Origin of the sequence: Cronobacter malonaticus LMG 23826 (assembly GCF_001277215.2) — a bacterium.
Lineage (GTDB): Bacteria > Pseudomonadota > Gammaproteobacteria > Enterobacterales > Enterobacteriaceae > Cronobacter > Cronobacter malonaticus.
The window spans coordinates 334,207-359,126 of sequence record NZ_CP013940.1; the positions used below are offsets into that span (position 1 = coordinate 334,207).

Below are 24,920 nucleotides of genomic sequence, written 5' to 3' on the forward strand. Positions count from 1 at the left end.
TAATAGAAATATTGCCCGGGGCTTTCTTCTTTCTGTCCCTCGCGTCGGCTTAAGACAGAAAGTCTTAAGCACCCGGCGCTTATCATAATGATCTCTTATTAAAATGAGAATAAAAATCCCAATGTAATTTATGGTGAGTTTGTTGCATTGGGTTAGCTTATAAATTAAATATGCCTATTTGATGATGTGAATATTTAATAGGCCAGAGGCAATTAATACCAGAAAGCGTAAAAAGGATTGGGTGCGTTAAGACCTCTGCTCCTGGCAAGCCGGGCGAGGAAACCCGCCCGGGAGAGCCTTACTTGCCGGTACAGGCAAGCTTAGCCGCCACCTCCTGACTGCCGCTTCTGATGGTGAGTTCGCATAACGTACCCTGATTCATTAATGCAAAAATCAAAATAGTTACGCAGACCATGAATAAACAGGCCAGTAAATAATGCAGTGGCTTCATGCCTTTTACTCCTTGCATTCTGAAGAGTAAGAGGCTAATCTCAACTTGCTTGGAGTTGAGGGATAGCCTCGGGTTAATAGAAATATTGCCCGGGGCTTTCTTCTTTCTGTCCCTCACATTTGCTTAAGACAGAAAGCCTTAAGCACCCGCGCTTATAATAATCCTTTCGCCAAAAGTTTAAATAAAAATCCTGATGTAATTCATTTATAGCTTTTACATTAATTATGGAGCCCTTCTCGCAAATTTCCGCGTTTAAATAGCGAAAGCTGTAACGGGAAAATATAACGCTTTCTATTAATATATTATTGAATGCCTCTTTTTTCCTTCTGCTCGCGCAGCAAAGCCCGGGTTGTGTATCCTGATAATGAGAGAAAGCGTGATGTGCGCTGGCCACGCCCGAAAACTATCGGGAATGATAGTATACCCGGCCGCCGTACACCCTTATCATCTCTCCCTTATGCCTGCGCGATAGTGAGCGCCTACATGCGCCATCCGGGCAGGCTACCGACAACCACAGCCGGAATATAAAGAGAGTCACAGTGGATAACCTCATTAGCGCGCCATTAACAGGACAACATGAAACGCCGGTGAACCTGCCGGGGTTGATGCAAGTGCTCAGCAAACACCTTTACTCCACGCCGATGGTCGCCATCCGTGAACTGGTGCAAAACGCGCACGACGCGATTGTCAGACGTCGACTGGAAGAGGGCACCGGGGACCGGCTTGCGGAAATCCGCGTCACGGGCGATGCGCAAAACCGGACTATCGTTATTCACGATACCGGCTCCGGCCTCACGGAGCAGGAGATCCACGATTTCCTGGCGACCGTCGGCGTCGGCTACACCCGCCATCTGCGCCAGCAGGACGACGAAACAGGGCTTATTGGCATGTTTGGGCTGGGCTTTCTTTCCGCCTTTGTGCTGGCGGAGCGGGTGACGGTACACACCACCTCCTGGAAAACGCCGGAGGAAGGCTGGCTTTATGCCTCCGCCAGCGGCGAAACGTATAGCGTCACCCCTGCGAGCCCGCGCGAGCCAGGAGCGACCGTCACGCTGCATCTCAAAGACGAGTTTTTATATCTCGCCAACAACAAGCTGCTGGGCGATGTGCTGGGCCGCTACTGCATATTAATGAAAGAGCCGCTGTTTGTGGGTGAAGAGCAGACAGCAGTAAACCATCTGACGCCGCCCTGGCGCGTCGCGACACAGGATGGCGTGGCGCTGCATCCGGCGCTGCGCCAGAAGCAAAACATTGAGTTCGCCAGCCGCTTCGAGCGCGCGTTTACGCCGCTCTGTACTTTGCTGGTGGAGCCATCGGGCGATAGCGACGCGGTGGGCATGCTCTGGCTTCAGGACGGCGCGACGTATGGCACCAGCGATAACCGTAACCTGTCGCTCTTTCTGCGCGGCATGCTGCTGGACGATCAGGCGCGCGAGCTGCTGCCGCCGTGGGCGGGTTTTGTCGGCGGCGTTATCGAATCTAATCGCCTTACGCCGACGGCGAGCCGCGAAGATTTACAGCGCGATGTTACCTGGTACGCCACGCAGGCGGCGCTTACCGAGGCGCTGATTAACGGGCTGGCCGATCTCGCGAAGCAGCAGCCTGCCGTCTGGCGTCGTGTGCTGGTGCGCCATAACGAAGCGCTGCTCGGCGCGGCCATCTGCGACGATCGTCTTTTCGATCTGCTGAAAGATGAACTGCTGATCCCGACGTCTCAGGGCGATCTGCCGGTTAAAGCGCTGCGCCAGAACAACACGCTGAACGTGATGCTCAGCGAAGAGGGCGGTTTTGAAGAGATGCTGTTCCGGCTTTCGGGCCGCCCTGTCGCGCTGGGCTATCGCTACGCGGTCGTGCCGTTCCTGCGCCGCTGGGCGACGCTCTACGGCGCGCGTCTGGTGGAAGTGGGCACCTCGGCGGGTAACGAACAACTCTTTGCGCTGCATGACGTCAGCGCGGAAGAAAAAGCGTGGTGGAGCGAACAGCTGCGTGACGACGAAGAGTGTGTGATGTCTTCGTTCGAACCTGCGACGCTGCCGCTGGTGATGGTGGTCAACCGTGACGCCGAGCTTAAAGCGCGTCTTGAGCAGGACGACGCCGATCGCCGCATGAGCACCGCCGCGCTGATGCTGGCGCGCCAGTTTGCCAGCAAAATCGAGCAACAGGCGCCGGTGCGCCTCTACATCAACTTTAACAATCCTGCGGTAAAAGCCTTATCACAGGCCTGGCGGGCCGGACAGCCCATCGCGCCCGGCGCCACGCAATTACTGAAAAGCCTCAAAATTATTCTTGCTCTGGCTACGGGGGATTCCCGTGAGTATGACTTTCGCCAGGCGCTGGACACATTCAGTTGCATCACGGCGCAACTTATTACACCGACAACAGAAGGAAGCAACTAATGGATATCTGGGCATGGTATGAGCAATATGAGCGGGATCTCGCGGAAGCCGGTAAACCCTGGATCACGCAGCATGTCAATAAGCTTATCGAGTCTGTTGTTGAAGTGCAGACCGGTAAAACCGAAGCGCTGCTGCCGGAAGCGCGCGCGCTGAAAAAGACCGCGGGCAATCCGTGGATTGACGTGATGGTTGGCCACTGGGAAATGCGTCACCGCATCGGCAACCTTGGCGAAGGCGAAAAAGCGCTGGGCGATGTCGTGGCGCTGTTTGAGCGCGCTCACCAGTCCGATGCCGCAGAGTGCCCGCAGTCGATTTGCGTGACCCAGGATCTCAGCGCCTGCTACAGCAATGTGGACGGCCCAGGCTGGGCGGACGAGCGTATCGCCGTTTGCCAGGAGACGCTCTCGAAAATCACCCCGCTGCGCAGCTGCTTCCTGTGCCTTTCTGAAGAGCAGTTCTTCGCGATGGTCGATAAAGGCCAGGTTGAAGAGGCGCTGGCGTTTGTGCAGCAGCAGATGGAGAAGCGCCGCGCGGCAGGCGAAGAGGACGTCAATGGCCTCAAAGAGAACGAAGCGCAGGCGCTGATGCTGCTTGGTCGTTATGACGAGGCGCTGGCGATCATCGATAAGCTTCATGAAGACGAGCTGGAAAACAGCAGCGAGCAGGTCCGCCAGGTCATGATGATGATGAAAGCGGAAGTGCTGGCGCTGATGGGGCGTGAAGAGGACGCTCGCGAATGGCTGCTGCCGTGGGATCGCCTCACCGCCTATAACCGTATGCGCTGGGTGCGCGTGGTGGAGCAACTGGTTCGCCTCAATCCGGCTTACAACAACTGGCAGACCGGCAGCGCGCTGCAGCTGATTCTGGAACAGCGTGTGGAAGCGCAGGCGTGGCGCGAAGCGGTTATCGTCGCGAAAACCCATATCCGCCTGGCGCTGGCGCGAGGCGCTACCTGGGTCGCCCGTCGTGCCCTGATGCAGGCGAAACAGTGCGCCGCGAAACTGCGTAACCCGCACGATGAAGATGCCGCTCTGGCGGAATTCGCAAGTCAGTTAGCGGGCATGGAAACGCAGGTAGAGCTGCCTGTGCCTGCCGAATCGCTGATGGCGTGGCTGGAAGAGCGCGGCCAGCAGGAAGGCGTGACGCGCGATCCTGAACAGGAAGCCCAGTGGCTGCTGCTCGCTTCCGCGCAGCGCCCTGACGATGAAGAACTGCTGATGCTGGCGGGCGCCGCGCTGGAAGCGTGCCAGGCGCAGGGCGAAGCGACGGATCTCCTGCTTGGCTGGCAGAAACGCCACCCGCAGGAAGAGGCCGCGCCGCTGTTCCATCTGCTCTCCGCGCTTCTGAATGCGCGTCGTTACGACGACATCTTGGCGCTGGCCGAAAGCTATCGCGATGCGCTCCCGCATGTGGCGCTGTGGTTTGAAGCTCAGGTGGCGCAGGCGCAGGAAGACTGGGAAAAACTGGAGTCCGTAAGCCAGGCGCTGCGCGCCACGCCGCAGGGGCAGCATAAGATTGCGCCGCTGATGCTGGCGGGCCAGGCGGCGATGCGACAGAAAGCCTATGACCGCGCCACGGCGTACCTGAAAGACGCGGTGGCGATGCTGGACGCGCGCGAAGAGGACGCCAGCAATGTTCTGTGGGATCTGCTGACCGCCGCCAGCGCCAGTGAGGACTGGTCAACCGTGCGCGAAGTCGGCGCGCGTCTTGGCATGAAGTTCAGCACCGATGAAGGCCCGGTTGAAGAGCAGTGGGGCACCGTTCGCCTGCGTTTCTTCGAAAACCATGACGAGCATTATTACTTCGCCCAGCGTACCGGCCCGGTGACGGCGCGCGTGTTCCAGCCGTCGTGGCGTAAAGCGCCGCAGCATATGAACGAGTCGGTGGTCTTTGACGCCAATCTGCTGAACACCCCGCCGGAAGATGAAAAAGAGCGCGAGAACTTCATCCCGGTGCATAACGTGGTGAAAACGCTTGAGCCGGGCGAATATGCTCCGAGCTGGTTTATCGACGGCGTCGATCCGGGCGAAGAGACGTTTAACGCGTTTGTGAATGGCGTGCGTCAGCGCGGCGGTGCCATCTGGGTGCACTGCGAATCCGATTACCAGGTGACGGATAGCGAAAGCGGCGAAACGCTGCCTGGCATCTACTTCATGCTGGCGATGCCGCAGTCGGTCTCGCCGCTGGAAGTGGACGCAATGCTGCGTGAATTCACCCAGGGCTGGAAACACCCGATCCACTGGCTGGATGTCGCGATGTCAGGCGGACTGGATGAAACGCGTCACCGTCAGGTGATGGAGCGTTATCAGCTTTAGTTTTAGGCTACGGGCGGCGGCCATCGCCGCCCGATTTGAGAATCCTCCGCTGTCTGCCTCTCTTCGCCCTCTTTACTTTAAGACCAGTCAAACACAGGGCTGGCATTATGAAATCATCTCTTCGCGCTTTGCTTTTCGCCACACTCTCTCTTTCCAGCAGCCACGCGCTGGCGGATGGCCTGGATTCCGTCTTTAACGACACCATTAACTCGGTAACGGAAGCGATCAACGAGGCTTACCATCCGGATAGCAGCGATGCGTCGGATGACCGTCGCTATGACGATGAAAGCCGCACACGCTACGACGAGCGGCGCAGACGTCTGGAAGAGCGCCACCGGCAGCTTGATGAGCGTCAGCGCCGTCTGGACGAGGAACGCCGTCGTCTGGAGGAAGAAGAGCAACGGCTGGATGATAGCGATTACCGCTAACGGCCGCTGTCGGCGATCTCCACATGCGTGGTGCGCGGGATCGCGAGCAGACGATCGCCGCAGGTCAGCAGGAGATCGATACCGAGCGATCCGGCGTGCAGGCGATCGGCCAGTTGCTCGATCAGACACTCCGGCAACTGCGGCGCTATCATGCGTTCTTCCGCAATACCGGCGCCGGTCAGACGTAGCATGCGTCCGCCGCTCAGGCTATTAACCTGCAACACCAGCGTGGCGCTGTGTTCCGGCGCTATCACGCTGCCGTGAGCCAGGCGATCGGGCAGGAGCGGGTTGAGGTTTTCATCAGCGATTGCGAAAACCGCCTCGTCCGGCGTATCGGCAATGCGCGTGCCGGTGTGAAAGCGCAGGTTAGAGCGCACGATATCATTTGCCAGCGAGGGGGAAAGCCAGACAGGGGTATCACTATCAACAAGTGTAAGCAGCACGCTGGTGGTGGCTACGCCAAGCGGCTGCCAGCCGTGGCGAAGCAACTGTAGCGAGACAATCACGCCAGGCTCGCTCATGGCTTTTAGCAGGCGGCGAAAGCATTGCTGTGCATCATGCACGGGTGAATCAAAGGCGGTGTTTAACGTCATCAGAATCTCCATACTGCTGCGCAACGCGGCGGTACGTGCTGGACGCCGCCGGATGCAGGTTGCGGCACATCCTGACGGCCTAATATGACCCGACTGTTAAACAAACATGACAGCCAGATGAATTGTGACGCAATAAAAAGAGGAGAAGATCGCCCTGCCTTTAACGGAATCATCGATGAGAGACGTTAATATTGGGCTTAAGTCAGGTAAGAAAAAAGATGATATTTTTACGTTAAATAGGTCCCTGGCCTGTTAAGGGATATTATCGCAGCGCGATTTTATGTTCTTTTGGTTTTTAATTTTTATTTCTTTAATTATATTTATTGCCAGCGAGTTATATTTTATTTTGCGCTGGTTAATAATATTCCTAAAAGAAACTGGTGAAAAGTTAAGCAGCGCTTAATTCAAGTGTAGTTATTATTTATTTTGTTGATTTTAAAGGGTATTTATTTGAATTGCTGCTTTGATTTCTATTTTACGCTGCTTTTCGTTTTTGTTTTACTCTTTTTTTAAAAGAAGCACGGAAATAAGCGTGAAATCACGTTAACGAAGCGTCATACCGGCAGCGTCGCCCATAAAAAACACAGGGGTAAATCGATCGAGCACGCTATTTTATTCTGAGCAGAGCTCCGTCCAGTTGGCAGGCCGCAGGATGACATGGAGCTGGCGGCGCAGGCCGCCAGCCCAGGAAAAATGCGCCTTGTGGCATCGTCAGCTTTTTTTGACGAACTCTGACTTGAGCTTCATCGGGCCGAAGCCGTCGATTTTGCAGTCAATGTTGTGATCGCCTTCCACCAGACGGATGTTTTTCACTTTGGTGCCAATTTTCAGCATCGATGAGCTGCCTTTGACCTTGAGATCCTTAGCAATTGTGACGCTGTCGCCATCGGCAAGCAGGTTGCCGTTGGCGTCTTTCACAACCAATGCATCGCTCCCGGCATCGGTTTCGCCTTTGTGCCATTCGTGGGCGCACTCCGGGCAGACGTAAAGATTATTATCCAGATAGGTATACTCAGAGCCGCATTGAGGGCAGGCTGGCAGGGACATGATTTCTCCTTAAATTGAATCAACGGGGCAGCCAAAGAGGGCTGCGAAAGAAGCGGCCACTTACGCGGCGCGCGTGAAAGGCGGGATTATACCCTAAACCCTTACATTTTACGGGCTTGTCTGCGGCCTAAACGCGCAGGCTCCCGAAGCCGATAAACTTTTTTACTGGCCGGGATAAAACATATATCGTGATTTATTGCCAGGCGGTGTTATTCTGGAGCGGATAACGTTGATCTGAATTATTAAAACCATCCCCTGAAGTCGGAACATTTTTGTCAAATGACCGATGTGAGGATATATTCTTTCGCTCTGAAAAATCGATCGGCCCACTGGTCTTACAGAGTGATTATTTGGTTTTTGACGAAGATGAAGGTTTGAAACGTTTCTCGTCGTCTCATACATATTTTACCACAACGATGGTATGGCATTTTTACGCCACTTTTCGTCATGTAGCCTCGTGACGCGCAGGATATTTTCCACACGTAATTATAAAAGCCGCATTGAGCTAATAAAAAGATAAGGCAAAAGGTCATTTAATTTGTGTTAAGGAAAGATTTTTCATGCACACACAGACTGTATTTGAAATGAATCAGGAAGCGGAACGGCTACTGCAACTGGCGCTTTATAATCTCAGCGCCCTGAAACAAATGCCGCTGGCGGTGCAGGATGAATGCGGGAACGTTACCAGCCGACACACCGCCGCCGTACATCCGCTTCATTTTTCCTTACGCGGCCTTGAGGCGCAGCAGGAGACGCTGCAGGCCGAGTTGCGAAAAACCACTCAGCAGGAGATGGTGCTGGCGATTGTCGGCACGATGAAAGCGGGCAAATCTACCACCATCAACGCTATCGTCGGCAAGGAGGTGTTGCCGAACCGCAACCGCCCGATGACGGCACTGCCGACGCTGATCCGCCACACGCCAGGCCAGAAAGAGCCGGTACTGCATTTCTCCCACGCCGGGCCGATAGAGACGCTAATGCAGGCGCTGCGTGCGCGATTAGAGAACGCCTCGCGTGAAAGCCTGGCGCTGCACCTCGAATTCGACCGTGATATGGACCTCCTGCTGGCGCGCATTCTTAACGGCACCTCGTTTGAAAAACATTATCTCGGCGCGCAGCCTATTTTTCATTGCCTGAAAAGCTTAAACGATCTGGTAAGGCTGTCGGCCGTACTTGATGTGCAGTTCCCGTTTCGCGCTTATGCCGCCATTGAACATATTCCGGTGATAGAGGTGGAGTTTACCCACCTTGCGGGTATGGAACGGGGGCTGGGCCAGCTCACGCTGCTGGACACGCCAGGCCCGAACGAAGCCGGACAGCCACACCTGCAAAAGATGCTTCAGGAGCAGATCGCCCGCGCGTCCGCCGTACTGGCGGTGATGGACTACACCCAACTGAAATCGATCTCGGATGAAGAGGTGCGCCTGGCGCTCGCGGCGGTGGGCGAATCGGTACCGCTCTACGCACTGGTGAATAAATTCGATCAACTGGATCGCAACAGCGACGATGAAGATCAGGTGCGCGCGCTGATTGCCGGCACGCTGATGAAAGGCGCTATCGATCCGGCACATATTTTCCCGGTTTCTTCCATGTGGGGCTACCTGGCCAATCGCGCGCGGCAGGAGCTGGCCGAACACGGCGCGCTGCCGCCTTATGAGGAGCAGCGCTGGGTACAGGATTTCGCCGAAGCGGCGCTGGGGCGGCGCTGGCGAAACGCTGATTTCACCGACGCCACGCACCTGCGCCACGCCGCCGATCTGCTGTGGGAGGATTCCCTTTTCGAAGCGCCTGTCCGGGCGATTCTGCATACCGCGCACGCTCACGCTTCGCTCTACGCGCTGCGCTCGGCCTGCGCAAAATTAATTCACTCTGCGCAATGCACCCGGGACTACCTGGACTTCCGCTGTCAGGGGCTGGATATCGCAAATGACCAACTGGTGGAGAGTATCTCTCAAATGAATAATGACATCGCACAGCTAAAACGTTGCCAGGCAGACGCCAGCAAAGCCATTCAGGAACAGGTTGTTCAGGCGCTGGGGCGCGCGTCGGAGACTATTGCGGGTCATGAACAGAAAGTGCTGGCGGATATCGCCAGCTATTTTGAAACCGGCAAAGTGCCGCCGCTGTCGCTCAGCAGTCCGGTGCGCCGCGCCGTGACCTGGGGAAGCGATTTTGACGCGGGCAGCGAACAGCTCATTCTGGATCAGGAGAGCGACGCGCGGATGCTGCTGCATAAAATTCGCGCCTCCTGCGAGTTAATCCTGCTGTCGGTACAGGAAAATCTGACCCGCGATCTGGCGGCCCATTTCAGCGAGCTGGAAACCGCGCTGGGAGATATCCTGCGCGCGGCGCTGGCACCGCTGGAACAGCGCGTCACGGACGGGCTGCGCCGCACCGGTTTTCGCGCGCACATTACGCTGCCGGTATTTCAGCGCAGCCAGCTTAATTTCAACGCGCATCAGCTGTTTAACGACATCATTGAAGAAGAGAGCGTGCCGGTCGCAAGCGCCCCGCGCAACGACGGCGTGCGCGGCACCGTGGCCCGCTGGCTTAACAGTAAAGATCTGGGCTGGGATGACTATACGGCGATACGCTCCCGCTATGTCATCAATCTGCCGCAGCTTAAGCAGACGCTAAGCCGTTACGTCAGCCGCTTCTGCGCCCAGATCCGCCAGGCGATGAATGCCCAGGTCGATATCTCCGTGACGGCGGGTATGGCGACGTTTTTCGCGGAATTTCAGATGGCGATGGCGGCGATTGAAGCAAACCTTAAGCAGAGCCTCGCGGCGCGCCAGCAAAGCGAGACATCGCGCAACGCGCTGCGTGAGAAGCTGCAACAGTGCGCCCGCACCGCGCGCGATATTAACGAAGACGCCCGCGCGCTGCGTGATGATATCCAGACGCTGTTTTCCGTGGAGCACTGAACGCCATGAACGGGTCACTGGTTGAAGGGCCGGGCCGACATTTACGCGCGCTGCGCGGGCGACTGATGGTCGAACTGGCGAAGGGCGAAGAAGAAGAGCGTTATGGTCGTTTACATCCACAGCATCAACAGGTGCGGGAGCGGCTGCAAAAATCACTGATCGCCACGCGTGCGGAATCTGTCGGCGCCACGCCGGAGATGGCGGCGTTGCAGATGCTGGAGTCGCTCTCCCGGCAGAGTCCGCCCGGGCACCTGGCGTTAAGCCTGACCGCGCAGGCGCTGGCGCGTCGCAGCCAGCGTCTTGTTGAGAGAGGCGTTTGCGCGCCTTTCGCACAGGCGCTTGAAGTGACGGCGGGACACTATCAGCACAACGCTGCGCGGCTTGAGACGCAGTTGCGCCAGAGCGATTTACTGGCCGCGGCGCAGCGCCACGTCAGCGAAGTTATGGCGCGCTGGAAAAACGGCGAGTTTAACGGCTGGTCGCCCGCCGGGCGCTGCTACGTGGTGCTGGAGGAGTTGCGCTGGGGCGCATTCGGCGACGCTTTGCGTTTAGGCGAACCGCAGGAAAAAAACGCCCTGTTGCAGCCGGTGTATAACGAGACCGTCAGCCGACTGGCGCAGAGCGTTAACGCGTCGCCCGACACGCGGCATTTCTACCAGCAATGGCTGCATACGCCGCCGCAGCCGGGCCTGCTTGAGCATAAAGATATGCTCTGCTGGCTGGGTGCGGTGTATGACAGCGAGCGCCAGCCGGTCAGCTGGTCGGTGACCCAAACCTGGCAGAGCGTCTCGCTCGGGATGCCGCGCCTCTGTTCGGCAAGGCGGCTGGTGAACGCGCTGGTGGAAGAGATTTTTCTGCTCTGAACCGCAAAAAAATACCCCGCTGGCGCGGGGTGTTTTTCTTCTCAATACGGACTTTACCGGTGCAGCGTGCTCGTAGTGACGCTTTCAGCGCCCTGCGTTACAGGCGGCTGTTTCGCCACATGCCGGGCATACAGCGCGGTGATGATGGGCACCAGAATCGCCGTCACGATAACGCTCGCGGCCACCAGCGCCGTGGCTGAGGCTGCGACCGGTTCAAACGCCGGGTTAATTTGCGCGATGATAACCGGGTTCGCGACCGCTGCACCCGCTGCGGAAGAGGCAGCCACGCCTGCCGTACCGTTGCCGCCGCCCAGAAACTTATCCGCCATAATCAACGGAATGCCGGTAATAATGATCACGGCGACACCCAGCACAATCCCCAGCAGGCCCGTTTCCATAATCACGCGCAGATTAATGGTATTGCCGAGCGCGAAACCAAAGAACGGGATCAGCACCGGCGTGGCTTTGCTGAAGAACGCGCGCAGATCGTGGTCAAGGTTGCCGAGCGCAAAGCCAATCAGAAACGGCAGCACCGCGCCGATAAAGTGATGCGGCTCGAAAGAGGCGAGACCGGCAGATCCCAGAATCACCATCGTCATCAGCGGGCCGGATTCCAGCGACATCAGCACAAACGCGCCGGACTCTTCCTTCGTGCCGTACTGATTCATCAGGCTGGCGTAAAGCCCGCCGTTGGTCATGTCCATCGCGGAAACGATAGCCAGTACCGACAGCCCGGCGAAAAAGCCGGTCTGAATGCCGGTGTCGGGAATAAACGAGGCCGCGATCATCGCGACAAGCCAGGCGACGGCGATTTTGGTGAGTACCAGCGTGCCGGATTTACGCAGTACCGTACCGGTCGCGCGTAAATCAATAGACGCGCCAATACAGAAAAACCAGACGGCGAGAATAGGTACCGTTCCGCTAATCATGCCTTTGGTAAACGAGCCGAAATAATTCCCGGTCTCTGGGGCCAGCGTATTTAAAATTGCGCCAAGTAATAGCGGGACAAGCATCATCCCTCCGGGGATGCGTTCCATCGTAGCTTTAATCTTCATCATAAACCTCAGCGGTTTTATTCAGCCCAGGCTGAATTAAGGCCATAAGTGTCCCTCGATAAAAATCATTAATTTTCATCGATTTAGTTTGGGGGTTTTTACGCAGGGCAGCCGTGGCGAGGCAGCAGCGGCTGGCGAATCGTTATAAGAATTGAGACTGGTCTGTGTGCGACTCATCCCATGCCTGAATGACTGGTGCTACTATCTCTCTTGTGGAATAATGATTCAACTGAAATGAAACGATGTTTTAGTTACCCCGATCACATTATTGATTCACGCGTTTGATAGCATCAAACACAGCGAAAATTTATGTAAATCCACTGTTATTTAATTGGGTTTTTTACGCTTACCTGATAACGGGGATACGGTTCCCCGCAACGTCACGAGGAGTCAGAATGGACGTTCGTCAAAGCATTCATAGCGATCACGCCAAAACCCTGGATACCGCCGGGCTTCGCAGGGAGTTTTTAATCGAGAAGATTTTTGTGGCTGACGAGTACACCATGACGTACAGCCATATCGATCGCATCATTGTGGGCGGCGTCATGCCGGTACACCGTACGGTGAGCGTGGGCGGCGAAGTGGGCAAACAGCTGGGCGTGAGCTATTTTCTGGAGCGCCGCGAGCTGGGGGTGATTAATATCGGCGGGCCGGGGCTTATCACGGTGGACGGCATCCGCTATGAAATGAACAGTCGCGACGGGCTGTATGTCGGCAAGGGCGCGAAAGAGGTGGTGTTTGAAAGCGCGGACGCGGCGAATCCTGCACGTTTTTACTATAACTGCGCGCCGGCCCACACGACATTTCCAACCAAACGCGTGACGCCCGCGGATGTCTCGCCGGTGCATCTCGGCGAGGATGTGACCAGCAACCGTCGCACCATCAATAAATATTTTATTCCTGACGTGCTGGAAACCTGCCAGCTCAGCATGGGCCTGACGGAACTGGCGCCGGGTAACCTGTGGAATACGATGCCGTGCCACACGCACGAACGGCGCATGGAGGTGTACTTCTATTTTGGGCTGGAAGAGAACAGCTGCGTCTTTCACATGATGGGCCAGCCGCAGGAGACGCGGCACATTGTGGTGCAAAACGAGCAGGCGGTCATTTCGCCAAGCTGGTCGATTCACGCAGGCGTGGGGACGCGCGCGTATACGTTTATCTGGGGAATGGTAGGCGAAAACCAGGTCTTCGACGATATGGATCACGTCGCGGTGAAGAATTTGCGCTAACCGCACGCGCATAAAAAAAGCCTCGTCAGTGACGAGGCTTTTTTGTGGCTTACGCGCCGCGTTTGTCTTCGGTATTACGCTCGAAATCGGAGGCGTCGTGACGTTCGTGAAGCTGTTCGTTGAGCGGCCCCCAGGTGCGGTTAACGATGCGCCCGCGCTGCACTGCCGGACGTTGTGCGACCTCTTCGGCCCAGCGCTTCACGTTTTTATATTCCTCAACCTGCAGGAATTTACTCGCCTCATACAGCCCGCCGATAATCAGGTTGCCGTACCACGGCCAGATGGCGATATCGGCAATCGAATAGGCGTCGCCCGCGATAAAACGGTGCTGCGCAAGCTGTCTGTCCAGCACATCGAGCTGGCGTTTGGCTTCCATCGTGAAGCGGTTGAACGCCCACTGTAAAAACGCGCCCCAGTGGCTATAGAAGAAAAACGCTACGCCCAGCGCAAAGAGCGTTAACAGCAGCGCGCCAGGGCGTTGCCAGCGGCGGTTCAGGATGACAGTCGACATGCAGTTAACCCGTGAATGAGTATTGAGCAAGTATAACGATGAAAGTGGTTGAGGGCAGCGGGAAAGGGAAGGGGAGCGTTCAGGCAGAGCCGCCTGCGACGAGTGAATCGAACGCAGTTCGATGGAGAGTCCGCTTCTCCAAAAGCAAAAACCCGCCTTGTGGGCGGGTTCTCTGAATAAGTGGTGCCCGGACCGGACAAAAACGCCGGGAGCGTTTTTGCACAGCGCACCGCGCTGCCCGCAGGGCGAGTCGCAGGGATGCGACGAGTGAATCGAACGCAGTTCGATGGAGAGTCCGCTTCTCCAAAAGCAAAAACCCGCCTTGTGGGCGGGTTCTCTGAATAAGTGGTGCCCGGACTCGGAATCGAACCAAGGACACGGGGATTTTCAATCCCCTGCTCTACCGACTGAGCTATCCGGGCAACGGGGCGCATTAAACCGTAAAGGCCCGAAGGCGTCAACGGCTTTGTCATAAAAAATCCGTCAATCTGTGCTGACTGGCTGATTTTCAGACAAAAAGGCACCCGTTAATGGGTTATCAGGTCAGCGCGCCGCCCTGACGACACTGGGCGAATCGCAGGATATCTTCGGCGAGACGGCGCGCGGTATCCACGTCCGCCTGGCTGCGTTTGACCAGCAGGCGGCTCAGACAGCCTTCCAGCACCAGTTCCATCTGCTCGGCGACCATCGCCGGATCGTCCACTTCAAGCTGGCTTAACAGCTCATGCGTGTAATGATACGCCGCGCGTTTTTGCTGATCCGCCAGTTGATGGATCGGGTGTGACGCCTCGGGGTAAAACGTACAGGCGGCGATAAACAGACAGCCTGGGTAGCGATCCTGGCTGACGCAATCCGTCAACGCCTGATAGCGCGCCATCAGTTTTTGCTCGGCGCTCAGCTCTTCGTTGTAGATCAGCTGGCGGCGCCAGGCGTCCACACGCTGGCTTAAATAGCGCAATGCGTCATACAGCAGTGCCTCGCGATCCGGCCAGTAGCGCTGGATCTCTTCCGTCGGACGCTGTACCGCGGCGGCGACCATTTCCGGTGTAGTATTCGCAATCCCTTCCCGTTCAAGGACATGCAGGGCTTGCTCCAGAACTTCTTCACGTTGCACGGTCTACTCCTCTCCGTTTAGCCCAACGGTTTCTCCCACCCAAGTGTTGTTTACCGCAGGCGATTGTGCAAATGCGTTGCGAATGCGGGCGCGTCCATAAAGCCGGTAACGCGCGCCTGCGGGATCTCATTGCCCTGCGCATCGAAGAAAATAATCGTGGGCAGCCCGAGCACATTAAGGCGCTTCAGCAATGCCACATCGGCGGCGCTGTTGGCGGTGACGTCAGCCTGCAACAGCACAGCGTTATTCAGCGCGCGCTGCACCTCTGGCGCGCTGAAGGTGTATTTCTCAAACTCTTTACAGGCGACGCACCAGTCGGCGTAGAGATCGAGCATCACCGGCTTGCCTTTAGCCTGCGCCAGCGCGCGGTCGAGATCGTCCACCGTGGCGATGCGGGTGAAGGCCAGATGCGCCTGGGATTCCGCGACAGGCGCGCCGAAAACCCAGTCCTGCAACGGACGGGCGCAAATCATTGCCGCACCCAGCAGGACGATTTGCACCGCGCGCATCCAGGATCGGGTGGCGTTCAGGCTCGTCACAAACGCCCAGCCGAAGAACGCGACGCCAAGCGCGCTCCAGAGACGCAATCCCCACGGCTCGCCCAGTACGCGCTCCAGCAGAAATACCGGCAGCGCCAGGATAACAAAGCCGAACGCGGTTTTGACCTGCTCCATCCACGGGCCGCTTTTCGGCAGCAGCCGGTTGCCGAAAACGGTAACCAGAATCAACGGCAGGCCCATGCCGAGCGCGTAGAGGTACAACGTGCCGCCGCCGAGCCACAGATCCCCGCTCTGGGCGATATAAAGCAGAATGGCGCTGAGCGGTGCGGTGGTGCAGGGCGAGCAGATAAGCCCGGCAATCGCGCCCATCGCAAACACGCCGCCCGGCGAGCCGCCGCGCTGGCGGTTGCTCATCAGCGTCAGGCGCGTTTGCAGCGACGCGGGCAGTTGCAGCGTAAATAGCCCGAACATTGAGAGCGCCAGCAGAACAAACACCGCAGAGAGCGTCACCAGCACCCACGGGCTTTGCAGCGCCGCCTGGAATTGCAGACCCGCCGCGGCGACCACCAGCCCGAGCGCGGTGTATGTGAGCGCCATCCCCTGTACGTAGATAAACGCCAGCAGCAACGCGCGGCGGGTGGAAAGGCGTTTTTCGCCGCCCAGCACGATGCCGGAGATAAGCGGGTACATCGGCAGCACGCAGGGTGTAAAAGCGACGCCGATGCCGATGAGCAAGGCCCAGAGCGCGGAGAACGGCAGCGTGGCGGAAGGGGCGTTATCGCTGATGCTGCTCTGCTCGCTGGTCACTGCCGAAGGCACGGCGGCTTTGGCTTTCGCGCTGTCTGTCGGTTCGACGACGCCCAGCGGCACCGTGCGGGTTTCCGGCGGATAACAAAAACCGGCGGCGGCGCAGCCCTGATACGTCACGCTCAGCGTCGCGCCAGGCGACGCCTGCTTCAGTGTGACCGGCACGCTGAGCGCGTCACGGTAGATTTCGCTTTTGCCGAAGAACTCATCTTCATGCGGCTCGCCAGTGGGCAGTGCGAGCGGTGCCACGCTGGCACTGGCGGGCGTTACGCGAATTTGCTGGCGATAGAGATAGTAGCCGGGCTTAATCTGCCAGTTCAGCGTTAACGTGTTCTTCTGCTGCTGAAAATCAAAGGCAAAAGCCTGGTCTGCCGGCACAAACTGCGAGGCGTTTTGCTGGCCGAAGAGTGAGGCCGAAGCATGAGCGCTGCAAAACAGCAGGATCAGCGTAAGGATGCGGTGAGCCATGAGAGGTAATCGTTGTCTCCATGAATGACGGGGATCACAAGCAGTTCGGGTGTTTGGTACGGATGATGGCTTTTAAGACACGTCAGCAGCGCCTGCTGGCGCGCGGTATCGCTTTTTAACACCATTTGCACCTCGTACTCTTGCTCCAGTTTGCCTTCCCAGTAGTAGAGCGACGTGGCGCCTGGCAGCAGCGTCACGCAGGCGGCGAGATTTTCCGCCAGCGCTTTGGCCGCCAGATCCTGCGCGGTGGCTTCGTCCGGCGCGGTGCAGAGCACAACGACGGCGTCCGGCGCGGCGTGAGTAACGGTATTTTCATCCAGCATAAAGCCCTCCTGCCTGAAAAGTGTGAACGGCTACTATACAACGGCAGAAGAGGGCGTGTTAGCGGTTGAGCGCAGGTGTGAGGCGTTGCGACGTAAAAAGGGGCGCCGCAGCGCCCCGGAAGATCACAGCATGACGCTGCCCAGCAGGAAGCCAAAGCAGACGGAGAGCACAACGCCGAGCGTGCCCGGAATAAAGAACGGATGGTTAAAGACGAAGCGGCCAATACGCGTGGTACCGGTATCGTCCATCTGTACGGCGGCGACCAGCGTCGGGTAAGTCGGCAGAATAAACAGACCGGAAACGGCGGCAAAAGAGGCGACGGCCGTCAGCGGGGAGACGTTCAGCGCCAGCGCCATCGGCATCAGCGCTTTGGCGGTCGCCGCCTGGGAGTAAAGCAGCGCAGAGGCGATAAAGAAAATCAGCGCCAGCAGCCACGGATGGCCCTGAATCACGCTGCCCGCCGTTGCTTTGATCCAGTCGATATTGGCGGAAACAAAAGTGTCGCCAAGCCATGCCACGCCGAGGATACAGATACAGGCGCTCATCCCGGCTTTAAAGGTGCTGGAGTTCAGGATGGTGTCAGTTTCCACGCGGCAGAGAAGCGTAATCAGCGTCGCGACGCTCAGCATAATGATAAGAATCGCGCTGGTGGTGTTCATCAGCGGTTTCGCGACCAGACCGAGGCTCGGGCTGTTGATAATGGCGTATGCGACGACGCAAACCACGCCCAGCAGGAACAGCCATACGGACATTTTCGCGCGCGGTTTGATGTCGATTTGTTTGTCGCCGCGCAGCTCGATTAACCCTTCTTCAAGACGTTTGAGGTAAACCGGATCGTCGGAAAGTTTTGAGTTAAACAGCACAGAGACGAGAAATGACATGACCAGTACGGCCGCGAGCGTGGACGGCATCACCACCATCAGCAGATGAATGTAGCTGACGCCGTGACCTTCCATCACGGAGGACATATACACCACGGCGGCGGAAATCGGCGACGCGGTGATAGCTATCTGCGCGGCGACCACGGCAGTGGAGAGCGGACGGCAGGGCTTCACGCCCTGTTCTTTGGCCACTTCGGCGATAACCGGCAGCGTGGCGAGCGAGATATTCCCGGTACCGGCGAAAATCGTCAGAAAGTAAGTGACGATGGGAGCCAGTATCGTGATGTATTTCGGGTTTTTGCGCAGCAGCTTTTCCGTCTGATTGACCAGGAAATCGAGCCCGCCCGCGACCTGCATGGCGGAGATGGCGGCGATCACCGCCATAATGATTGAGATAACGTCAAAAGGGATATTGCCGGGTTTCACCCCGATGGCAGCGAGGACCAGCACCCCCAGCCCGCCTGCGTACCCAATGCCGATTCCCCCAAGCCTGGCGCCAAGAAAAATGGCCAGTAAAACGATGATAAGTTCGACGACTATCATGATGGCTTCCTTGATGGTTAATTGTTGGATAATTAAAAGTTATAATTTGGTATCCATTAAACGAAAAAGGCACGTCCGAAGACGTGCCTTTTTAGTGTACCGCGAAAGGGGATTACTGTTCGCTTTCATCGGTATAGCGTTTTGCTTTATAAGCCGGATGCATCAGGTTCTGGACGGAGAAGATGTCGTCCAGCTCCGCTTCTGTCAGCAGACCGCGCTCCAGTACGACTTCACGCACGCTCTTACCGGTTTCAGCGCAAATCTTCCCGACGATATCGCCATTGTGGTGGCCGATGAACGGGTTGAGATAGGTGACGATACCGATAGAGTTGTAGACGTAGCCTTCGCACACTTCTTTATTGGCGGTAATGCCGTTGACGCATTTTTCCAGCAGGTTGTAGCAGGCGTTGGTCAGGATATGAATCGACTCAAACATCGCCTGGCCGATAACCGGCTCCATCACGTTCAGCTGCAGCTGGCCGGCTTCAGATGCCATGGTCACGGTGGTGTCGTTGCCAATCACTTTAAAGCAGACCTGGTTTACCACTTCCGGCACAACCGGGTTCACTTTGGCTGGCATGATGGACGAACCCGCCTGCAGCTCCGGCAGGTTGATTTCGTTTAAGCCCGCACGCGGACCGGAAGAGAGCAGACGCAGGTCGTTACAGATTTTGGAGAGTTTGACCGCCAGACGCTTGAGCGAGCTGTGCACCATAACGTAAGCGCCGCAGTCGGAGGTCGCTTCAATCAGGTCTTCCGCCGGAACGACCGGCAGGTTGCTCACTTCCGCGAGTTTTTGCACCGCCAGTTGCTGATAACCATCCGGAGTGTTCAGACGCGTGCCGATAGCGGTCGCGCCGAGGTTTACCTCAAGCAGCAGTTCCGCCGTACGCAGCAGGTTTTTGGTCTCTTCGTTCAGCAATACGTTGAACGCGTGGAACTCCTGGCCGAGGGTCATCGGTACGGCGTCCTGAAGCTGGGTGCGGCCCATTTTCAGAATGTTTTCAAATTCCACGGCCTTGCGCTGGAAGCCTTCGCCCAGCTCTTTAATCGCGTCGACCAGTTTCACGATAGACGCGTAAACCGCGATGCGGAAGCCGGTCGGGTAGGCGTCGTTCGTGGACTGGCATTTGTTCACATGATCGTTAGGGTTGAGGAACTGGTATTCCCCTTTCTGATGCCCCATCAGCTCAAGACCGATGTTTGCCAGCACTTCGTTGGTGTTCATGTTAACGGAAGTGCCCGCGCCGCCCTGGTAAACATCCACCGGGAACTGATCCATGCATTTTCCGTTATTCAGCACTTCATCGCAGGCGGCGATAATCGTGTCGGCAATTTTGCGCGGGATGGTCTGCAACTCTTTGTTGGCCAGCGCCGCCGCCTTTTTCACCATCACCATGCCGCGAACAAATTCAGGGATATCGCTGATTTTGCTGTTGCTGATGTAAAAGTTTTCAATCGCTCGCAGAGTGTGAACACCATAGTAGGCATCCGCTGGAACTTCCCTGGTACCCAACAAATCTTCTTCGATACGAATGTTGTTTAACATGTGAACCTTCTTACTTAAGCTGACTAAGAATGCACCAAACTCACAGGATATATGTGGTTATGGAGGTAAAATGACCGACATTTATGTCCTTAATCGGTCTGGTGCCCACGATCATATGCTGATGATAGCGAAAAGCAGTAACCTGGATCACTTATTCCCGGCCGCGTCTGATGACAATTATTAAACTGTGAAATGGGTCACCGCTTAAAAATTTCCAGAAAAAATGTCCGTGCAAAGTGATTGAACTTTGACTAAGGCGCCTCCATCTCAGTGTATATGCGTTTGCACATCTATTTCTAAGGCGCCAGAAGGCGCCTGCTTTTTACAGGAGAACCCGGTGCGCTGGATACCCTTTATCGCCTTCTTTCTTTACATCTACATTGAAATTTCCATCTTTATTCAGGTGGCGCATGTGTTCGGCATTTTTCTGACCTTAGTACTGGTGATTTTCACCTCGGTCATCGGGATGTCGCTGGTGCGTAACCAGGGCTTTAAAAACCTGATGCTGATGCAGCAGAAAATGGAAGCGGGCGAAAGCCCGGCGGCGGAAATGCTAAAAAGCGTGTCGCTGATTATCGCAGGCCTGCTGCTGCTGTTGCCTGGCTTCTTTACCGATTTCCTCGGCCTGCTGCTGTTGCTGCCGCCAGTGCAAAAACTCATCACGCTGCGTCTGATGCCGCATTTGCGCTTTGGCCGTATGCCGGGCGGCGGTTTTGGTGCGTCATCGCAGGGCGGCAACACCTTCGACGGCGAGTACCAGCGTAAAGACGACGGCCCCAAACGCCTTGAAGACCACGATCGCGACTCGCGATAAAAAATCCAAAAATTTTTTTCTTTTCCCCCTTGAAGGGGGAAAACCCCAACCCCATCTCTCTGGGCACCAGCCGGAAACCTTTACGGGCCGGCTCAATCCCTAACTGATACGGACTTTCTCAAAGGAGAGCTATCAATGAATATTCGTCCATTGCATGATCGCGTGATCGTCAAGCGTAAAGAAATTGAATCTAAATCTGCTGGCGGCATCGTTCTGACCGGCTCCGCTGCGGGTAAATCCACGCGTGGCGAAGTGCTGGCTGTTGGCAATGGCCGCATCCTTGAAAATGGCGAAGTGAAGCCGCTGGATGTGAAAGTGGGCGACATCGTAATTTTCAACGATGGCTATGGTGTAAAAACCGAGAAGCTGGACGATCAGGAAGTGCTGATCATGTCTGAAAGCGACATTCTGGCAATTGTTGAAGCGTAATCTCACGCGCGAACAAAACTGAACGTACGAATTTAAGGGAAATAACGATATGGCAGCTAAAGACGTAAAATTCGGTAACGACGCTCGTGTGAAAATGCTCCGCGGCGTAAACGTACTGGCAGACGCAGTGAAAGTCACCCTGGGCCCGAAAGGCCGCAACGTGGTACTGGATAAATCTTTCGGTGCGCCGACCATCACCAAAGACGGCGTGTCCGTAGCACGTGAAATCGAACTGGAAGACAAGTTCGAAAACATGGGCGCGCAGATGGTGAAAGAAGTGGCCTCCAAAGCGAACGACGCGGCAGGCGACGGCACCACCACTGCAACCGTACTGGCGCAGGCTATCATCACCGAAGGCCTGAAAGCTGTTGCGGCAGGTATGAACCCGATGGACCTGAAACGCGGTATCGATAAAGCGGTTGTTGCCGCTGTTGAAGAGCTGAAAGCGCTCTCCGTACCGTGCTCTGACTCTAAAGCTATCGCTCAGGTCGGCACCATCTCCGCTAACTCCGACGAAACCGTAGGTAAACTGATTGCCGAAGCGATGGAGAAAGTGGGTAAAGAAGGCGTTATCACTGTTGAAGAAGGCACCGGTCTGCAGGACGAGCTGGATGTGGTTGAAGGTATGCAGTTCGACCGCGGCTACCTGTCTCCGTATTTCATCAACAAGCCGGAAACTGGCGCTGTTGAGCTGGAAAGCCCGTTCATCCTGCTGGCTGACAAAAAAATCTCCAACATCCGCGAAATGCTGCCGGTTCTCGAAGCCGTTGCTAAAGCAGGCAAACCGCTGCTGATCATCGCTGAAGATGTGGAAGGCGAAGCGCTGGCGACCTTGGTGGTGAACACCATGCGCGGCATCGTGAAAGTGGCTGCGGTGAAAGCACCGGGCTTCGGCGACCGTCGTAAAGCTATGCTGCAGGATATCGCTATCCTGACTGGCGGTACCGTTATCTCTGAAGAGATCGGTATGGAGCTGGAAAAAGCAACCCTGGAAGATCTGGGTCAGGCAAAACGCGTTGTTATCAACAAAGACACCACCACTATCATTGATGGCGTGGGCGACGAATCCGCAATCCAGGGCCGTGTTGGTCAGATCCGTCAGCAGATCGAAGAAGCGACCTCTGACTACGACCGTGAAAAACTGCAGGAGCGCGTAGCTAAACTGGCTGGCGGCGTTGCAGTTATCAAGGTTGGCGCTGCGACCGAAGTGGAAATGAAAGAGAAGAAAGCCCGCGTTGAAGACGCCCTGCACGCAACCCGTGCTGCGGTGGAAGAAGGCGTGGTTGCTGGTGGCGGTGTAGCGCTGGTGCGTGTTGCTGCGAAACTGACCGAACTGACTGGCCAGAACGAAGACCAGAACGTGGGTATCAAAGTTGCGCTGCGCGCAATGGAAGCGCCGCTGCGTCAGATCGTGTCCAACGCCGGTGAAGAGCCGTCTGTTGTCGCGAACAACGTGAAAGCTGGCGACGGTAACTACGGTTACAACGCGGCGACCGAAGAATACGGCAACATGATCGACATGGGTATCCTGGATCCGACTAAAGTGACCCGTTCTGCGCTGCAGTACGCGTCCTCTGTGGCTGGCCTGATGATCACCACCGAGTGCATGGTTACCGATCTGCCGAAAGAAGATAAAGCCGACTTAGGCGCTGCAGGTATGGGCGGCATGGGCGGCATGGGCGGTATGATGTAATTTAATCTTCATACTTCAGGCCCAGGGCGTAGGCTGCATTCATTCACCCCCGTCACTTACTGAGGTAAGCGCCTGGGATTCATGAACTTGCCGCCTTCCTGAAACCTGAATTATTCGATTAAACACAGAAAACCCCGGTCAGAAATGGCCGGGGTTTTTCTTTTGGTCATCTTTTTAGTATAAGGTCTTACCGGGCTTACGCAGCCCAGGCTATCACCAGTTATTCATAATGGGGAACAACATGCGCTTGAAAGTCACTACAGGAATGGTTGTCGCAGCGCTGCTGCTGGCGGGATGCAGCAACGGTAACTCACTCTCGACCGCAGGTCAGAGCGTGCGTTTTGTTGAAGAGCAGCCTGGTAAAGAGTGCCGCTTACTGGGCACTGCGACCGGCGAGCAGAGTAACTGGCTTTCTGGTCAGCACGGCGAAGAGGGTGGCTCCATGCGCGGCGCGGCAAACGACCTGCGTAATCAGGCCGCAGCGATGGGCGGCAACGTGCTTTATGGCGTAAGCAGCCCGACTCAGAACCTGCTTTCAAGCTTTGTTCCGACATCCAGCAAAATGGTCGGCCAGGTGTATAAGTGCCCGAACTGAAAGTGATATCGACGCGCTAATCGTTTTCAAAGATAAAAAAGGCGGGTGCGCTTCGCTTACCCGCCCTACGGATTTTATTGCTGCGTTGGTTTTGATTACGGCGGGTGCGCTTCGCTTACCCGCCCTACGGATTTTATTGCTGCGTTGGCTTTAATTACGGCGGGTGCGCTTCGCTTGCCCACCCTACAGATTTTAACGCTACGTTAGGTTGTACTGTGACTAGTGCGTTTCGGTTACCTTGCCTGGAAATTTTATCGCTGGCATTTACTGCGTAGGGCGGGTAAGCGAAGCGCACCCGCCGCCTCGTCATTCCCGATAAATCACTTCTGCCGCAACTGCAAATCCAGCGGCGTTTTGCTCGGCTCGCCGCCAATTTCACGCGCCAGCTTTGGCACCAGATAACCGGAAACCTGCGACAGCAGCTCACGCATAATCGCCCGCGCCTCGTCGTCGCTCACCATAAAATGTGCCGCACCCTGCACTTTATCCAGCACGTGCAGGTAATACGGCATCACGCCTGCATCAAACAGCGCATTGCTGAGCGCCGCCAGCGTCGCGGCGTTATCGTTCACGCCTTTCAGCAGCACACTCTGGTTCAGCAGCGTAACGCCTGCCGCGCGCAGTTTCGCCATTCCCGCGCGAAACGCGTCGTCAATTTCCTGTGCATGGTTAATGTGATTCACGAGGAGCACCTGCAAACGCGTCTCGCCGAGCAGCCGGACCAGCGCATCGGTAATACGCGCCGGGATAACAATTGGCAGACGGCTGTGGATGCGCAGGCGCTTGATATGTGGGATCGCCTCAAGATGCGCGACCAGCCATTCCAGCTCGTGGTCTTTCGCCATCAGAGGATCACCGCCGGAGAAAATAATTTCATCCAGCTCCGGGTGCGCGGCGATGTAATCCAGCGCGGCCTGCCAGTTGCGCTTATTGCCCTGGTTATCCGCATACGGGAAATGACGGCGGAAGCAGTAGCGGCAATTCACCGCACAGCCGCCTTTCACCAGCAGTAGCGCGCGATTGTGGTACTTATGAAGGAGGCCTGGCACCACGCTATTTTGCTCTTCCAGCGGATCGGTGGTAAAACCGGGTGCCGCGACAAACTCCTCACGCGCGGTTAATACCTGGCGCAACAGCGGATCCTGCGGGTTGCCTTTCTCCATCCGCGCGGCGAACGCCCGCGGTACGCGCAGCGCAAATAACCGGCGCGCGTCGCGACCAGCCAGCAATTCTTCACTGGCGTCTATATTGAGAAGGTGCAGTAGCTCATCGGGATCGGTGATAACATCGGCAAGTTGCGATAACCAATCTTCTCGGGATGGGGTATTTAGGGTTACAATATGCGCCATTTTGTGGCTTAGCTACCAGTTAACAATTTTCAGAGGGCC

20 protein-coding genes, 1 tRNA gene and 1 pseudogene are annotated in these 24,920 nt (G+C 56.4%); 10 read left to right on the forward strand and 12 right to left on the reverse strand.

The genetic code is table 11. The features are described from left to right. Positions 1 to 298: 298 nt before the first annotated feature. Positions 299 to 451, reverse strand: a complete 153-nt coding sequence (locus tag AFK66_RS01555) for a Hok/Gef family protein (protein WP_007778465.1) — start codon at positions 449 to 451, stop codon at positions 299 to 301. Between the two features lie 539 nt (positions 452 to 990). Between AFK66_RS01555 and AFK66_RS01560 the strand changes: the two genes are divergently transcribed. From AFK66_RS01560 to yjdP, 3 genes are all read left to right on the forward strand, one after another. Then, a complete protein-coding gene (locus AFK66_RS01560; RefSeq protein ID WP_007778462.1) occupies positions 991 to 2,847 on the forward strand; it encodes an ATP-binding protein in 1,857 nt (618 codons plus the stop codon). Continuing rightward, a complete protein-coding gene (locus AFK66_RS01565) occupies positions 2,847 to 5,162 on the forward strand; it encodes an ATP-binding protein (protein WP_032983672.1) in 2,316 nt (771 codons plus the stop codon). Before AFK66_RS01560 ends, AFK66_RS01565 begins: the two co-directional genes overlap by 1 nt. Before the next feature lie 107 nt (positions 5,163 to 5,269). After that, positions 5,270 to 5,590, forward strand: a complete 321-nt coding sequence (gene yjdP, locus AFK66_RS01570) for a DDRRRQL repeat protein YjdP (protein WP_007778457.1) — start codon at positions 5,270 to 5,272, stop codon at positions 5,588 to 5,590. Here yjdP and phnH read toward each other — a convergent pair. Continuing rightward, positions 5,587 to 6,183, reverse strand: coding sequence for a phosphonate C-P lyase system protein PhnH (gene phnH / locus AFK66_RS01575; RefSeq protein ID WP_032973765.1), 597 nt, complete (start codon positions 6,181 to 6,183; stop codon positions 5,587 to 5,589). The genes yjdP and phnH overlap by 4 nt on opposite strands. Before the next feature lie 711 nt (positions 6,184 to 6,894). Next, positions 6,895 to 7,230: a zinc ribbon domain-containing protein YjdM gene (locus tag AFK66_RS01580; RefSeq protein ID WP_007778449.1), complete on the reverse strand. Its 336-nt coding sequence runs from the start codon at positions 7,228 to 7,230 to the stop codon at positions 6,895 to 6,897. Between the two features lie 560 nt (positions 7,231 to 7,790). Here AFK66_RS01580 and crfC point away from each other — a divergent pair. Together crfC and AFK66_RS01590 are read left to right on the forward strand one after the other, a co-directional pair. Continuing rightward, positions 7,791 to 10,154 carry a clamp-binding protein CrfC gene (gene crfC / locus AFK66_RS01585; RefSeq protein WP_032983357.1) on the forward strand — a complete coding sequence of 788 codons (2,364 nt, stop codon included), beginning with the start codon at positions 7,791 to 7,793 and terminating at the stop codon, positions 10,152 to 10,154. A 5-nt stretch (positions 10,155 to 10,159) separates the two neighbouring features. After that, entirely contained in the window at positions 10,160 to 11,017 is an 858-nt protein-coding gene (locus AFK66_RS01590) for a diguanylate cyclase regulator RdcB family protein (protein ID WP_007778445.1), read from the forward strand. 53 nt (positions 11,018 to 11,070) lie between these two features. On the opposite strand, the gene kdgT is transcribed toward AFK66_RS01590, so the two are convergent. Beyond that, a complete protein-coding gene (kdgT, locus tag AFK66_RS01595) occupies positions 11,071 to 12,072 on the reverse strand; it encodes a 2-keto-3-deoxygluconate transporter (RefSeq protein WP_032968433.1) in 1,002 nt (333 codons plus the stop codon). A 395-nt stretch (positions 12,073 to 12,467) separates the two neighbouring features. Here kdgT and kduI point away from each other — a divergent pair, with 395 nt between their 5' ends. Beyond that, positions 12,468 to 13,304 carry a 5-dehydro-4-deoxy-D-glucuronate isomerase gene (gene kduI / locus AFK66_RS01600; RefSeq protein WP_007775391.1) on the forward strand — a complete coding sequence of 279 codons (837 nt, stop codon included), beginning with the start codon at positions 12,468 to 12,470 and terminating at the stop codon, positions 13,302 to 13,304. 49 nt (positions 13,305 to 13,353) lie between these two features. Here kduI and AFK66_RS01605 read toward each other — a convergent pair. The 7 genes and pseudogenes from AFK66_RS01605 to aspA all read right to left on the reverse strand — a co-directional run. Then, positions 13,354 to 13,698, reverse strand: a pseudogene (locus AFK66_RS01605) (glutathione S-transferase C-terminal domain-containing protein); the annotation flags it as partial. 463 nt (positions 13,699 to 14,161) lie between these two features. Next, positions 14,162 to 14,237 (reverse strand) — tRNA-Phe (locus tag AFK66_RS01610). A 116-nt stretch (positions 14,238 to 14,353) separates the two neighbouring features. Next, a complete protein-coding gene (locus AFK66_RS01615) occupies positions 14,354 to 14,929 on the reverse strand; it encodes a transcriptional regulator (RefSeq protein WP_007775368.1) in 576 nt (191 codons plus the stop codon). 50 nt (positions 14,930 to 14,979) lie between these two features. Further along, positions 14,980 to 16,704 carry a protein-disulfide reductase DsbD gene (locus AFK66_RS01620; RefSeq protein WP_032983510.1) on the reverse strand — a complete coding sequence of 575 codons (1,725 nt, stop codon included), beginning with the start codon at positions 16,702 to 16,704 and terminating at the stop codon, positions 14,980 to 14,982. Beyond that, positions 16,680 to 17,027, reverse strand: a complete 348-nt coding sequence (gene cutA, locus AFK66_RS01625) for a divalent cation tolerance protein CutA (protein WP_004387013.1) — start codon at positions 17,025 to 17,027, stop codon at positions 16,680 to 16,682. Before cutA ends, AFK66_RS01620 begins: the two co-directional genes overlap by 25 nt. A gap of 123 nt (positions 17,028 to 17,150) precedes the next feature. Beyond that, positions 17,151 to 18,452, reverse strand: coding sequence for an anaerobic C4-dicarboxylate transporter (locus tag AFK66_RS01630; RefSeq protein ID WP_023897928.1), 1,302 nt, complete (start codon positions 18,450 to 18,452; stop codon positions 17,151 to 17,153). A gap of 112 nt (positions 18,453 to 18,564) precedes the next feature. Further along, the gene (aspA, locus tag AFK66_RS01635; protein WP_004387015.1) at positions 18,565 to 20,001 is read right to left on the reverse strand and encodes an aspartate ammonia-lyase; all 1,437 of its coding nucleotides are present in this window, start codon (positions 19,999 to 20,001) and stop codon (positions 18,565 to 18,567) included. A 337-nt stretch (positions 20,002 to 20,338) separates the two neighbouring features. On the opposite strand from aspA, the gene AFK66_RS01640 reads away from it, so the two are divergent. The 4 genes from AFK66_RS01640 (at position 20,339) to AFK66_RS01655 (ending at position 23,532) form a co-directional block, all read left to right on the forward strand. Then, complete coding sequence (locus AFK66_RS01640; RefSeq protein ID WP_023897929.1) at positions 20,339 to 20,815, forward strand: FxsA family protein; 477 nt, start codon at positions 20,339 to 20,341, stop codon at positions 20,813 to 20,815. 135 nt (positions 20,816 to 20,950) lie between these two features. Continuing rightward, positions 20,951 to 21,244 (forward strand): co-chaperone GroES, encoded by a 294-nt coding sequence (locus AFK66_RS01645; protein ID WP_004387018.1) that lies wholly within the window; start codon positions 20,951 to 20,953, stop codon positions 21,242 to 21,244. A 49-nt stretch (positions 21,245 to 21,293) separates the two neighbouring features. Then, positions 21,294 to 22,937, forward strand: coding sequence for a chaperonin GroEL (gene groL, locus AFK66_RS01650; protein WP_004387019.1), 1,644 nt, complete (start codon positions 21,294 to 21,296; stop codon positions 22,935 to 22,937). Between the two features lie 241 nt (positions 22,938 to 23,178). Continuing rightward, the gene (locus tag AFK66_RS01655) at positions 23,179 to 23,532 is read left to right on the forward strand and encodes a DUF4156 domain-containing protein (protein WP_007702174.1); all 354 of its coding nucleotides are present in this window, start codon (positions 23,179 to 23,181) and stop codon (positions 23,530 to 23,532) included. Positions 23,533 to 23,852: 320 nt separating this feature from the next. Here AFK66_RS01655 and epmB read toward each other — a convergent pair whose 3' ends face one another. Continuing rightward, a complete protein-coding gene (gene epmB, locus AFK66_RS01660; protein WP_007778435.1) occupies positions 23,853 to 24,881 on the reverse strand; it encodes an EF-P beta-lysylation protein EpmB in 1,029 nt (342 codons plus the stop codon). Positions 24,882 to 24,920: the final 39 nt, after the last annotated feature.

What these genes read in the sequence shown, in the direction of transcription:
- AFK66_RS01555 (WP_007778465.1), bottom strand. Translation starts at nt 451, where the DNA reads ATGAAGCCACTGCATTATTTACTGGCCTGTTTATTCATGGTCTGCGTA.
- AFK66_RS01565 (WP_032983672.1), top strand. Translation starts at nt 2,847, where the DNA reads ATGGATATCTGGGCATGGTATGAGCAATATGAGCGGGATCTCGCGGAA.
- yjdP (WP_007778457.1), top strand. Translation starts at nt 5,270, where the DNA reads ATGAAATCATCTCTTCGCGCTTTGCTTTTCGCCACACTCTCTCTTTCC.
- phnH (WP_032973765.1), bottom strand. Translation starts at nt 6,183, where the DNA reads ATGACGTTAAACACCGCCTTTGATTCACCCGTGCATGATGCACAGCAA.
- AFK66_RS01580 (WP_007778449.1), bottom strand. Translation starts at nt 7,230, where the DNA reads ATGTCCCTGCCAGCCTGCCCTCAATGCGGCTCTGAGTATACCTATCTG.
- crfC (WP_032983357.1), top strand. Translation starts at nt 7,791, where the DNA reads ATGCACACACAGACTGTATTTGAAATGAATCAGGAAGCGGAACGGCTA.
- AFK66_RS01590 (WP_007778445.1), top strand. Translation starts at nt 10,160, where the DNA reads ATGAACGGGTCACTGGTTGAAGGGCCGGGCCGACATTTACGCGCGCTG.
- kdgT (WP_032968433.1), bottom strand. Translation starts at nt 12,072, where the DNA reads ATGAAGATTAAAGCTACGATGGAACGCATCCCCGGAGGGATGATGCTT.
- kduI (WP_007775391.1), top strand. Translation starts at nt 12,468, where the DNA reads ATGGACGTTCGTCAAAGCATTCATAGCGATCACGCCAAAACCCTGGAT.
- AFK66_RS01620 (WP_032983510.1), bottom strand. Translation starts at nt 16,704, where the DNA reads ATGGCTCACCGCATCCTTACGCTGATCCTGCTGTTTTGCAGCGCTCAT.
- cutA (WP_004387013.1), bottom strand. Translation starts at nt 17,027, where the DNA reads ATGCTGGATGAAAATACCGTTACTCACGCCGCGCCGGACGCCGTCGTT.
- AFK66_RS01630 (WP_023897928.1), bottom strand. Translation starts at nt 18,452, where the DNA reads ATGATAGTCGTCGAACTTATCATCGTTTTACTGGCCATTTTTCTTGGC.
- aspA (WP_004387015.1), bottom strand. Translation starts at nt 20,001, where the DNA reads ATGTTAAACAACATTCGTATCGAAGAAGATTTGTTGGGTACCAGGGAA.
- AFK66_RS01645 (WP_004387018.1), top strand. Translation starts at nt 20,951, where the DNA reads ATGAATATTCGTCCATTGCATGATCGCGTGATCGTCAAGCGTAAAGAA.
- groL (WP_004387019.1), top strand. Translation starts at nt 21,294, where the DNA reads ATGGCAGCTAAAGACGTAAAATTCGGTAACGACGCTCGTGTGAAAATG.
- AFK66_RS01655 (WP_007702174.1), top strand. Translation starts at nt 23,179, where the DNA reads ATGCGCTTGAAAGTCACTACAGGAATGGTTGTCGCAGCGCTGCTGCTG.
- epmB (WP_007778435.1), bottom strand. Translation starts at nt 24,881, where the DNA reads ATGGCGCATATTGTAACCCTAAATACCCCATCCCGAGAAGATTGGTTA.